Raw genomic sequence first — 11,620 nt, 5'->3', positions numbered from 1 at the left:
TTCAGACCGGGAAGTACAGACCGACATGGTATGTCTCCTCTTTTGGAAGCTCGATCAGACGCAAGGCCGGGAGATCTTCAGACCGGGAAGTACAGACCGACATGGTATGTCTCCTCTTTTGGAAGCTCGATCAGACGCAAGGCCGGGAGATCTTCAGACCGGGAAGTACAGACCGACATGGTATGTCTCCTCTTTTGGAAGGTTGAGCGGCACCAGGCCGGTCAGGCGTTCGATCCGTTGCAAGGTCTCGGTGATGCCCTGTACGGTCGGGCAGCCGAGGACGAACCACATGTTCCAGGCGTGTTCGCGACGGTAGTTGTGGGCCACTTCAGGCATGCCATGCAGCTGTTCGGCGACTTCCTCGAAACGCTCTTCCGGGACCGCCAGCGCGGCCAGGGTGAAAGCGCCGCCCAAGCGCTCGATATCGAACATCGGGCCGAAGCGTGTGAGGACGCCGTCCTCGAGCAAAGCATGCAGGCGGTCGAGCAGTTCGCTGCTGCTGCTCCCGAGTTCCTCGGCCAGTACCCGCCAGGGATGACGCACCAGTGGCAGGCCCAATTGCAGTCGATTGATCAGCCGCCGGTCGAGATCATCCACGACGTGGCACTCCTGTCGACGAAGGGGCAAAACGCCCGCCGCACTGCTTGAACATCTGGGTGCTGAACAGCAGTTGATGGGGCAGATCACTCAGCAGATGTTCTTCGAGCAACGCCTGGATCTGGGCCTCGACCCGATCCCGTTGTCGACCGTGAATCATGCAGAACAGGTTGTATCGCCAGTCCGGCAAGCGCCGTGGTCGTTGGTAGCAGAGGGTAATCCCGGGCACGCGTCCCAGCCGTTGGCCGACCTCATCGATCAGCGCGTCCGGAACATCCAGCACCAGCATCGCGTTGGCGGCAAAACCCAGCGCGCGATGGTTGAGCACCAGACCCATGCGGCGGAACATTCCTTGCTCGTTCCACTGGCGCATTTGTTCGAGCACCTGGGGTTCGTCAGCCTTTATCCGTTCGGCGAGGTCCTGATAGGGGCGCGATACCAGCGGCAACCCGGCTTCGAGGTGTCGGCGCAGTGCGAGCACTTGTTTCGGGTTCAATCCAGGTTTCATGGGCGTTCTCCCAGGGCAAAGCCCAGGTCGATGCGGTAAGCGGTGAGCATCGGCAGATCCAGCGCCGTGAGGCCGGTGTCTTGCTCCAGTTCGTCGAGAATTCGCTCGATGTGCGGGCGATCGGGACCGGTCAGCACGAACCACAGGTTGTAGTGATGTTCGCGGGCATAGTTGTGATTGACCTCGGGATACTGGCTGACCCGGGCGGCCACCTGTTGCAGGCGATCGGCGGGTACGGCCAGGGCGGCGAGGGTGCTGGCGCCGGCGCGGCTGTGTTCGAACACCGGGCCGATTCGTGACAGGGTGCCGGCCAGTGCCAGGTGTTGCAGGCAGGCGATCACTTCGGCTTCGGTGCAACCCAGGGTGTGCGCCATGTCCTTGTAAGGTTCCGGGCACAGCGGCATGCCATGCTGGAAGCGATCGATCAGGCGGCGGCTGAGGGGGTCAAGTTTCATTTCAATACCCCATCTTTTGCGCGCGGCTGCTGAAGAAGATCCCGCTCGGTTTGGTGGCGGGCAGGGTGCTCAGCAGTTTCAGGTGGTACGGGTCCCAGACCTGAATCTGCTCGCCGTCGCGCAACGACAGCCACAGCTGGTCGCCGCGGGAGGTGAACTCCATATGCAGCACCGCCGGCCCCGGTTTCAGGTCCGCGACTATCGCGTGGGTTTCGGTGTCGATGACCTGCACCCGATCATTGTCCGGATAGGCGAAATTCACCCATAGCTGCCGACCGTCCGGCCGCGCCGTGACGAATATCGGCTGGCCGGCGACCGGGATCGCAGCGGTCTGCTTCCAGTTGCGCGAATCCATCACCAACACCTGGTGGCGTCCGACGGCGGGCACGAAGGCCTGGTTGTCGGCGACCGCCCAGCCTTCCAGATGGGGCATCTTGTACACCGGCAGTTTGGCCTGACCGCGACCGTAGTCACCGAGGACCCGCTGTACCCCGCGCTCCGGATGCCAGAGATCGAGTTGCGCCATGCCGTCTTCACCGAACAGCCCGGCCATGTAGTAGCGCCCGTCGGGGGTGATCAGGGCGTCGTAGGGTTGCTCGCCGATGCCGGTGAAGCGACTGATTTTCGGAGTGTTGCCCTGACTGAAATCAGCGCTCCAGATCTCGCCGGTATCGAACAGGCTGAACACGAAACGTTGCCCAGGCGCATCCACCAGACCGACCACCCGCGAATGTTTGCCATCGGCCAGGGCCGTCGCAGGAATATCGGCTACCTGTTGCAGGGTGACGGCATCGAACACCTTGACCCCGCCGGGCACATAGTTGGACACGGCGATCAGCTTGCCGTCCTGACTGATGGCGCCACCGATGCTGTTGCCGCCCTGGATGACTCGATGGTCGATGCGCTGGGTCAGCAGGTCGACCTTGCTCAGCCCGCCGTCGCGGCCGAACACGTAGGCGTAGCGCTGGTCGCGGGAGAACACCACCGAGGCATGGGAGAGGTCGCCGAAACCCTCGATCCGGGCCAGGGCGGTGTGAGTGTCGCTTTCGATGATCTGCAGGCTGCCGGTGGCACGTTCCACCACCACGCCCAGATCGCCAGTGCCCCGCAAGGGGGGCTGGACGCAGGCCGACAACAACAGGCCGGTCGCCGCTGACAACAGGATTGAACGGATCATGGTGCTGGGTATCCTTGGAGAAGAAGGTCGACCAGCCAGCGAATGTCGGCGGGGCTGAGCAACGGGCCCCAGCCGGGCATGGCGGTTCCAGGTCGACCCTGGGTGACGGTGGCAATCAGGCTCTCTGGGGATTTGCCGGCCAGCGCGTCACGGGTCAGGGCCGGGCCAAGGCCGCCGGTCATGCGCAGGCCATGGCAGGCGCCACAGTCCTGGGCCAGCAGGTGTTCGAGTTGGGCCTGACGTTTGCTGTCAGGCGTGGCAACCGCGGCAAGCGCAGTTGCACTGAAAATCAGGAGGAGGGACGCCATAATCACAACCTGTCGATAAAGTTTCATGACGTCCTCCAGGGGTGTTATTTAAGAGTCAGAACCCACGCAGCGAGAATTTTCGCTTCGTCATCAGTGACCGGGTTCGCCGGCATCGGCATAGGGCCCCAGTTGCCTGACGTGCCTTCCTTGATGTGTTTGGCCAGGGTTTCCTGGGCTCCGGGGACGCCAGCGTTTTTGGCTGCAACGTCTTTAAGCGCCGGGCCGACTACTTTGGTGTCGATGGAGTGGCAGGCTGCACAGGGTTTGCTTTTGAACAGCGTCGGGCCATCTGCGGCCAGGGCCGGTTGCAGCATCAGCGCACCGGTCAGGGCGAGCATGGGGATCAGAATAATTTTCATCAGGGGTTCTCGTGTTGATGGAGCTCAATAGATATCGTGTTGCGTGTTGTAAACGTTGAACTTCCCTGTCGGGGTAATCAGCCGTTTGTCCTTGATGACCGATTTGAGCTTGAGGGTCTTGTCGTCGATCACTACCAGTGCCGACTCTTCTTCCTGGCCGCTCCAGACGGAGAACCAGACTTCATCGCCCGCTTTGTTGTATTCCGGCTGCACGACGCGCATGGCGCCTTTCTTGATCCCGGCGTATTCGGCGATCGGCAGTACGGTGTAACCGGCGTCGAGCTTGTCGATGTCGAATACCGCTACCGACTGACTGAGCTTGGCGTCCGGGTTGAGGGTGGTGTCGACATACAGGTGACGGGACTTGGGATGGGTTTTGATAAACAGTGAACCGCCGCCCTGGCCCTTGAGCGAGTCGACCTGTTTCCAGGCGTATTGCGCATGTTTCAGCGGGTCGGTGCCGATCAGCGAAATGCCGGCGTCGCCCAGGTGGCTGGTGGCCCAGACCGGACCGTATTTAGGGTGAGTGAAGTTGGCGCCGCGACCCGGGTGAGGGGTTTTGCCGACCTCGACCAACGCAGTCAACTTGCGCTCCTTGGAGTCGATGACTGCGACTTTGTTGGAGTTGTTGGCGGCGGTCATGAAGTAGCGGTGGGTGCTGTCCCAGCCGCCGTCATGCAGGAATGGCGCGGCATCGATGTAGGTGACGGTAAGGTTTTTGATGTCCTGGTAATTGACCAGCATGACCTTGCCGGTTTCCTTGACGTTGACGATGAACTCCGGCCATTCGTGGGAGGCGATGATCGCCGCGACCCGGGGTTCGGGATGGTATTCCTGCTTGTCGACGGTCATGCCGCGAGTCGAAACGATCTGTTTGGGCTCGAGGGTTTCGCCATCCATGATGGTGAACTGCGGCGGCCAGTAGGAGCCGGCGACGGTGTATTTGTCTTCGTAGCCTTTGAACTTGGAGGTTTCCACCGAGCGGGCTTCGATGCCCACCTTGATTTCCGCGACCTTGGTCGGCTCCAGCGGCCACAGGTCGATCATGTCGATCTTGGCGTCTCGACCGATAACCAGCAGGTAGCGACCGGAGGCAGAGATCCGGGAGATGTGCACCGCATAACCGGTGTCGATGAGTTTGACGATCTTCTTGCTGTCGCCGTCGATCAGGGCAATCTTGCCGTCATCGCGCAGGGTCACCGAAAACAGGTTTTGCAGATTGAGTTTGCTCAGCTGTTTCTTCGGCCGGTCCTCGGGTTTGATCACCACTTTCCAGGTTTTCAGCGTCTCGGCCATGCCCCATTCCGGCGGCGTTGGCGGCGTGTGCTGAACGAACTTGGCCATCGAGGTGATCTGATCCTTGGTCAGAATATTGGATGTGCCCCAGTTCGGCATACCGGCGGCTGAGCCATAGGTGATCAAGGCTTCGAGATAAGGTTGGCCGCGGCCTTGCGTGATGTCCGGGGTCAGTGCTTTACCAGTGGCGCCCTTGCGCAGCACGCCGTGACAGCCGGCGCAACGCTGGAAATAGATTTCCTTGGATGAGTCGAACTCGGCCTGGCCCATGTCGGGCGCTCCCGCGGTTTTGACCATGGCCGGGTTGGCTGCAGCAGCGGCAGGATCCTCGGCTCTGGCGGCGTGACTCACCGCCAGGGCCAGTGCCGAACACAGGGTGGCGATGGTCAGAGCAAACGTTTTTCTATTGCTGATCAGCATTCCATTTCTCCTCAGGCAAGACCTTTGAGATGTACTGAAACGGCAGTACAGAGCGCAGGTTCTTAGTGCGGTGCAAGGCTATGCCCGAGCCGGCCAATGCCGCTTGACGGCGATCAAGTTTGCCGGCCATCCCCCTTGCCAGGTTGTCGCAGGCACCCGTAGCGTGGTCAACAAGCCCGCTGTTGAACCAGGTATCCCAATGGACCGTAATCATTCCCGCGAACCCTTCTATCAACCGCTGAACAACGAAGAAGCGCTGTTCGAGCAAGCCTGGCGCCACGGCATGCCAGTGCTGATCAAAGGGCCTACCGGCTGCGGCAAGACCCGTTTCGTCCAGCACATGGCCCATCGGCTGAAACTGCCGCTGTATACCGTGGCCTGCCACGACGACCTGAGCGCCGCCGACCTGATCGGCCGCCATCTGATCGGTGCCCAGGGCACCTGGTGGCAGGACGGGCCGTTGACCCGCGCAGTGCGTGAAGGCGGTATCTGTTACCTCGACGAAGTGGTCGAAGCACGCCAGGACACCGCGGTGGTCCTCCATCCGCTGGCCGATGACCGTCGCGAGCTGTATCTGGAGCGCACCGGTGAAGTGCTGCAGGCACCGCCATCGTTCATGCTGGTGGTGTCCTATAACCCCGGTTACCAGAACCTGCTCAAGGGCCTGAAACCCAGTACTCGCCAGCGTTTCGTGGCGATGCGTTTCGGCTATCCGCCGGTGGCCGATGAAGAGCGTATTGTCGCCAGGGAGGCCCAGGTGGACCTTGCGCTGGCGGCTCAGGTAGTCAAGCTCGGGCAGGCCCTGCGCCGGCTGGATCAACATGATCTGGAAGAGGTTGCGTCCACTCGCTTGCTGATTTTCACTGCACGCATGATCCGCTCCGGAATGAACCCGCGCGAGGCGTGCATGGCTTGTCTGGCCGAACCCTTGACAGATGATCCGCTGACCGTTGCGGCGCTGATGGATGTGGTCGATGTCCACTTCAGCTGAAGTCAGGGTTGCCTCGCCCGGTCATTTGCCGGGCGATCTGGCGATGTGGTTTTTCATCCTCGCCGAGCTCTCGGTGTTCGCGATCCTGATCCTCGCTTTCGCGGTGACCCAGGTTCTGAAGCCGCAGATGTTTAGCGAGAGCCGCCAGTTGCTCAACAGCTCCACCGGGCTGGCGATGACCTTGAGTCTGCTCACCGCAGGACTATTCGCCGCCCTGGCCCAGGAACAGGTCAGGCAATCCCGGGCCCGTCACGGTGCCTGGTTGCTGCTGGCGGCCTTGCTGGCCGCCAGCGTCTATGTGGTATTGAAGCTCACTGAATACGCCCACCTGGTTGCCTCCGGCCTGGGCATGGAGCACAACACCTTTTTCACTCTGTACTGGATCCTCACCGGGTTTCACTTCCTCCACGTCCTGCTCGGGATGTTCATTCTCGGCTGGCTGGCGCTGCGCTGCCGGCGTCGCCTGTACAGTGCCGACAACCGTAGCGGACTGGAATCCGGCGTGCTCTATTGGCACATGGTCGATCTGATCTGGGTGGTGCTGTTTCCGCTGGTCTACGTTCTGAATTAACGAGGTTGCTCATGTCCGTTTCCAGGGTTCTGCTCGCCTGCTGGGTGGCGCTGGCCGCATTAAGCGTCTGCACCGTGCTGCTGGGGAATGCCGGAGGCACCATGCTGCTGTCGATTACCATCTTGCTGGTGGCCGTCGTCAAGGCCTGGCTGATCGCCGACGGCTTCATGGAAATGCGCCACGCCCCACGTTTGTGGCGCAGCTTGATGTTGAGCTGGGCGGTGGCTTTGGCGGTGGTGGTGGGGGTGACGTTGGTGTCGCTTCAATAAGCCGTTACGCGATCCGCGTAGCAGCTGCCGAAGGCTGCGTCCCCGTAGCAGCTGCCGAGCTTTGCGAGGCTGCGTTCGGCTGCGCAGCAGTCGTAGAACCAGGCGACGCGGTTTTCCAGATACGCCGTGCAAGCAGGATTTACGACTGCTGCGCAGCCGAACGCAGGCTTCGCCAGCTGCTACGGGTATTGCGTACCGTAGGAGCTGCCGCAGGCTGCGATCTTGTCGATACCACATTTGATCTGCGCCCTCAAAATTTATACCCGACCCAAACCATCGGAGTTTCTTGATCGCCATCAAGCAGGTTTCGACCCTTCGCTTCCTAGAATGGACAGGCCAAGCAATGAGGAAGCGACCATGTCAGAGACCTTCACCAAAGGTATGGCCAGGAATATCTACTTCGGAGGAAGCGTGTTCTTCTTCCTGATATTCCTGGCCTTGACCTATCACACCGAGAAGACCTTTCCGGAACGCAGCAATGAAACGCTTTTGAGCGAATCAGTGATACGCGGCAAAACGGTCTGGGAGCACAACAACTGTATCGGCTGCCACACGCTACTGGGCGAGGGTGCTTACTTTGCGCCTGAGCTGGGCAACGTGTTCAAACGGCGCGGCGGGGAGGAGGGTTTCAAACCTTTCCTGCAGGCCTGGATGAAAATGCAGCCGCTGGGCATACCAGGCCGGCGTGCGATGCCGCAATTCAATCTGAGCGACCAGGAGGTGAATGACATCGCCGAGTTCCTCAAATGGACTTCGAACATCAATACCAATGGCTGGCCGCCAAACAAGGAGGGCTGAGTGATGAGCATTGCTAATCCGCATCTGAAATTCGCCTCGCAAGCCGTCGCCAAACCTTACTTTGTGTTTGCCCTGATGCTGTTTCTCGGCCAGATACTGTTCGGTTTGATCATGGGCCTGCAATACGTGATAGGGGACTTCCTGTTCCCGATCATCCCCTTCAACGTGGCGCGGATGGTGCACACCAACCTGCTGATCGTCTGGATATTGTTTGGTTTCATGGGCGCTGCCTACTACCTGATTCCGGAAGAGGCCGACCGCGAACTGCACAGTCCGAAGCTGGCGATCATCCTGTTCTGGGTATTCGCCGCCGCGGGTGTGCTGACGATTCTCGGTTATCTGCTGGTGCCTTATGCGGGCCTGGCGAAGATGACTCACAATGAGCTGCTGCCGACCATGGGTCGGGAGTTCCTGGAGCAGCCGACCATTTCCAAGATGGGCATTGTGGTGGTCTGCCTGGGCTTCCTCTACAACATCGGCATGACGCTGCTCAAAGGTCGCAAGACCACGGTCAGCATGGTCATGATGACCGGGTTGATCGGGCTCGCGGTGTTCTTCCTGTTCTCCTTCTACAACCCCGGCAACCTCGCCCGTGACAAGTTCTACTGGTGGTGGGTGGTGCATCTTTGGGTAGAAGGCGTGTGGGAACTGATCATGGGTTCGATGCTGGCCTTCGTACTGATCAAGATCACCGGTGTGGACCGGGAGGTCGTGGAAAAATGGCTCTACGTGATCATCGCCATGGCGCTGATAACGGGGATCATCGGTACCGGTCACCACTTCTTCTGGATTGGTGCGCCTGAGGTCTGGTTGTGGGTGGGTTCGATCTTCTCGGCACTCGAGCCGCTACCCTTCCTGGCCATGGTGATATTCGCCTTCAGCATGGTCAAGAATCGTCGCCGCGACCACCCGAATCGCGCGGCCACCCTGTGGGCCAAGGGCACCACCGTTACGGCGTTCTTCGGTGCTGGCGTCTGGGGCTTCCTGCATACCCTGGCACCGGTCAACTACTACACCCATGGTTCGCAGTTGACAGCGGCTCACGGTCACCTGGCCTTCTACGGTGCTTACGCGATGATCGTGATGACCTTGATCAGCTACGCCATGCCGAAACTGCGCGGGCTCGGCGAGGCAGCGGACGAGCGTTCGCAGCAACTCGAGATCTGGGGCTTCTGGTTGATGACCCTGTCGATGGTGATGATCACGCTGTTGCTGACCGCCGCCGGTGTCGTGCAGATCTACCTGCAACGCTGGCCGGTGGATGGAGTCGCGTTGCCGTTCATGGCCACGGTCGATCATCTGCAAGTGCTGTTCTGGGCCCGTCTGGGCGCCGGTCTCGGTTTCTTCGCAGGGCTGATCTGCTACCTGTTCAGCTTCAAGCGTCGTGTGCCTGTGACGACCGCTGATATGAACGCAGCCGCCGTTCGCTCGTAAGTCAGGAAACACCCTGGAGGAGGACGGCCCGGCTGGTACAGCGGGCCGTTTTACATTGGTTTTCAGAGGAAAAAAACCATGGCCTTTACCGTCGAACTGGAAGAGTGGGTCGGCAGTGTCTGGCATCGCTTTATCACCCGCCGCGCCAGCCCGGACTTTCCCGAGGCCCGGGTCGAATTGATCAACCAGCAACGGCCGCTAGCGCTGTTGTTTCGCGCAATGGGCGGCGCCAGTGGAGTCGGCGTGGAAGCCGCCAGCGACCGCGATCTGTTACTGCGTCGCAACATGCTGCAGCAGATCGCCGGTACCTGCAAACAAGTGCCGTTGGCCTGGTGCGACGAGAATAACCTTCGTCTGCCATCGAGCCTTGCGGTCTACCCGGATGCCACCCTGAATCAAGAACTGTATCGCTGGCTGGCGCTGCTGGCGGCCCAGGCCGGGCAGATGCGCCATTGGGGCCGGGACAATCAGCGCTGGACGCAAATGCTCTTGCAACGTTATCCGGTGTTGCGTTCGCGCTACGAGCGGCTGGTCAAGGCCCATCTGCAATTACGCCCGGATCCCGCCTCGTTGAGTGGCAGTGAAGCGGCGCTGGAACGGGCGTTGCGCCAGGCCCTGCGCGATCCCGGCAGTGTCGAGCATTTTCCCCGCAGCGAACGGGCGGCCGGGCCGCTGCCGCTGTGGCTGTCCCCGCCACTCCACCTCGCCAGCCCCCAGGCCGGGGATCTCGAAGAGTCGCAAGACTCGGAAGATCATCTGGCCACGCCCCCCGGTGAGCAGAAAGGCGGGCGCAAGCGCGCCAAGCGAATCGATGAAAGCACCAGTAAAGGTGGACTGCTGATCGTGCGGCTGGAGAACCTCTTCAGCTGGACCGAACACGTTGATCTGGATCGCTGGACGGATGACAGCGAAGACCCGGACGCGGCGCGAGTCGCCGACGACCTGGACGAATTGACCCTGTCGCGCACTCGCCTGCGCAAGGGTGGCGGCCTGAAGCTGCACCTGGATTTGCCGCCGGCCGATGTCGATGATATTCCCTTGGGCGAGGGCATCAAGTTGCCGGAATGGGACTATCGCAAACAGACCATGCAGGAGGCTTTCGTCAATCTGCAGATGATGGTGCCGCGCGATAGCGAGCCGAAGCCGCTGCCACCCAGGCTGAAGGCATCGGCCCACCGTTTGCGGCGTCAGTTCGAGCACCTGCGCAATGATCGCCAATGGTTGCGTCAGCAGCCCCAGGGATCAGAGCTGGACATGCAGGCCTGGCTGGATTTCCACGTTGAACGCCAGCACGGTCAGTGCGCCGAACGCGGTCTGTTCATGGAGCAGCGCCAGACCCATCGCGACCTGGCGTGCCTGTTGCTGGCGGACCTGTCGATGTCGACCGACGCCCATATAGACAATGAGCATCGAGTGATCGACGTGATCAGCGACAGTCTGCTGCTGTTCGGTGAAACGCTGTCGATGCTGGGCGATGATTTCGCCTTGTACGGTTTCTCCTCGCTGCGCCGCCACCAGGTGCGCATGCAGGAATTGAAGTCCTTCAGCCAGCGTTATGACGACACGACCCGAGGGCGTATTCAGGGACTGAAACCGGGGTATTACACGCGCATGGGCGCTGCCATTCGCCAGGCCACGCAACTGCTGAGCGGTTGCAAGCGGCGGCGCAAGCTGTTGCTGCTGCTGACTGATGGCAAGCCCAACGATCTGGATCTGTATGAGGGGCGCTATGGTGTGGAAGACACCCGCGAAGCGGTACTGGAGGCACGTCGCCAAGGGCTGACGCCGTTCTGTATCACCATTGATCGCGAGGCCGGGGATTACCTGCCCTATATGTTCGGTGCCAATGGCTACACCCTGATCCGCCAACCGGATCAACTACCCCTGCGCTTGCCGCAGTTGTACCGCCAACTGACCCAGCCTTGAAGAACACCGCCGTGGCCACCGCCGTGACAACTGCCGTAGCCTGCGTCCCCGTAGCAGCTGCCGAAGGCTGCGTTCCCGTAGCAGCTGGCGCAGCCTGTGTTCCCGTAGCAGCTGGCGCAGCCTGCGTTCGGCTGCGCAGCAGTCGTAAAATCACCACCGCGGTGTCTCAGAAAAACCGAGGAGACACCGCCGAGGCCACCGCCGTAGCAGCTGCCGAGCTTTGCGAGGCTGCGTTCGGCTGCGCAGCAGTCGTAAAATCACCACTGCGGTGTCAGAAAAACCGAGGAGACACCGCCGAGGCCACCGCCGTAGCAGCTGCCGAGTTTTGCGAGGCTGCGTTCGGCTGCGAAGCAGTCGTAAAATCACCACTGCGGTGTCAGAAAAACCGAGGAGACACCGCCGAGGCCACCGCCGTAGCAGCTGCCGAGCTTTGCGAGGCTGCGTTCGGCTGCGCAGCAGTCGTAAAATCACCACTGCGGTGTCAGAAAAACCGAGGAGACACCGCCGAGGC

Annotated in this window: 14 protein-coding genes; 6 read left to right on the top strand and 8 right to left on the bottom strand. The window is 60.9% G+C overall.

The window, feature by feature from the left end; all coding sequences use genetic code 11:
• Positions 1–153: 153 nt before the first annotated feature.
• The 8 genes from F8N21_RS28885 to F8N21_RS28850 form a co-directional block, all read right to left on the bottom strand.
• Positions 154–597 (bottom strand): Lrp/AsnC family transcriptional regulator, encoded by a 444-nt coding sequence (locus F8N21_RS28885; RefSeq protein WP_150645381.1) that lies wholly within the window; start codon positions 595–597, stop codon positions 154–156.
• Positions 590–1,105, bottom strand: coding sequence for an Lrp/AsnC family transcriptional regulator (locus F8N21_RS28880; RefSeq protein ID WP_150645380.1), 516 nt, complete (start codon positions 1,103–1,105; stop codon positions 590–592). The genes F8N21_RS28885 and F8N21_RS28880 overlap by 8 nt, the downstream gene beginning before the upstream one ends.
• Positions 1,102–1,560, bottom strand: a complete 459-nt coding sequence (locus tag F8N21_RS28875; RefSeq protein ID WP_150645379.1) for an Lrp/AsnC family transcriptional regulator — start codon at positions 1,558–1,560, stop codon at positions 1,102–1,104. Before F8N21_RS28875 ends, F8N21_RS28880 begins: the two co-directional genes overlap by 4 nt.
• A gap of 1 nt (position 1,561) precedes the next feature.
• On the bottom strand, positions 1,562–2,737 hold the full coding sequence (locus F8N21_RS28870; protein ID WP_150645378.1) for a cytochrome D1 domain-containing protein: 1,176 nt from the start codon (positions 2,735–2,737) through the stop codon (positions 1,562–1,564).
• On the bottom strand, positions 2,734–3,072 hold the full coding sequence (locus tag F8N21_RS28865; RefSeq protein WP_150645377.1) for a c-type cytochrome: 339 nt from the start codon (positions 3,070–3,072) through the stop codon (positions 2,734–2,736). Before F8N21_RS28865 ends, F8N21_RS28870 begins: the two co-directional genes overlap by 4 nt.
• A gap of 17 nt (positions 3,073–3,089) precedes the next feature.
• A complete protein-coding gene (locus tag F8N21_RS28860) occupies positions 3,090–3,404 on the bottom strand; it encodes a c-type cytochrome (RefSeq protein ID WP_150645376.1) in 315 nt (104 codons plus the stop codon).
• Between the two features lie 24 nt (positions 3,405–3,428).
• Positions 3,429–4,997: a nitrite reductase gene (nirS, locus tag F8N21_RS28855; protein WP_224788311.1), complete on the bottom strand. Its 1,569-nt coding sequence runs from the start codon at positions 4,995–4,997 to the stop codon at positions 3,429–3,431.
• Between the two features lie 106 nt (positions 4,998–5,103).
• Positions 5,104–5,334, bottom strand: a complete 231-nt coding sequence (locus tag F8N21_RS28850; protein ID WP_150645374.1) for a hypothetical protein — start codon at positions 5,332–5,334, stop codon at positions 5,104–5,106.
• On the opposite strand from F8N21_RS28850, the gene F8N21_RS28845 reads away from it, so the two are divergent.
• The 6 genes from F8N21_RS28845 (at position 5,320) to F8N21_RS28820 (ending at position 11,109) form a co-directional block, all read left to right on the top strand.
• A complete protein-coding gene (locus tag F8N21_RS28845) occupies positions 5,320–6,111 on the top strand; it encodes a CbbQ/NirQ/NorQ/GpvN family protein (protein WP_150645373.1) in 792 nt (263 codons plus the stop codon). The genes F8N21_RS28850 and F8N21_RS28845 overlap by 15 nt on opposite strands.
• Positions 6,095–6,682, top strand: a complete 588-nt coding sequence (locus tag F8N21_RS28840) for a cytochrome c oxidase subunit 3 (RefSeq protein ID WP_150645372.1) — start codon at positions 6,095–6,097, stop codon at positions 6,680–6,682. Before F8N21_RS28845 ends, F8N21_RS28840 begins: the two co-directional genes overlap by 17 nt.
• 11 nt (positions 6,683–6,693) lie before the next feature.
• On the top strand, positions 6,694–6,951 hold the full coding sequence (locus tag F8N21_RS28835; protein ID WP_150645371.1) for a cytochrome C oxidase subunit IV family protein: 258 nt from the start codon (positions 6,694–6,696) through the stop codon (positions 6,949–6,951).
• 357 nt (positions 6,952–7,308) lie between these two features.
• Complete coding sequence (locus F8N21_RS28830) at positions 7,309–7,749, top strand: c-type cytochrome (RefSeq protein ID WP_150645370.1); 441 nt, start codon at positions 7,309–7,311, stop codon at positions 7,747–7,749.
• Positions 7,750–7,752: 3 nt separating this feature from the next.
• Positions 7,753–9,183: a cbb3-type cytochrome c oxidase subunit I gene (locus F8N21_RS28825; RefSeq protein ID WP_150645369.1), complete on the top strand. Its 1,431-nt coding sequence runs from the start codon at positions 7,753–7,755 to the stop codon at positions 9,181–9,183.
• Between the two features lie 78 nt (positions 9,184–9,261).
• Positions 9,262–11,109: a nitric oxide reductase activation protein NorD gene (locus F8N21_RS28820; RefSeq protein WP_150645368.1), complete on the top strand. Its 1,848-nt coding sequence runs from the start codon at positions 9,262–9,264 to the stop codon at positions 11,107–11,109.
• The last annotated feature ends 511 nt before the right edge of the window (positions 11,110–11,620 follow it).

The sequence above is a fragment of the Pseudomonas fluorescens genome (genome assembly GCF_902497895.1).
Taxonomy (GTDB): Bacteria; Pseudomonadota; Gammaproteobacteria; order Pseudomonadales; family Pseudomonadaceae; genus Aquipseudomonas; species Aquipseudomonas fluorescens_BP.
The sequence above is the reverse complement of the archived record's forward strand: the minus strand, read 5'-3'. Positions and strand labels throughout refer to the sequence as shown.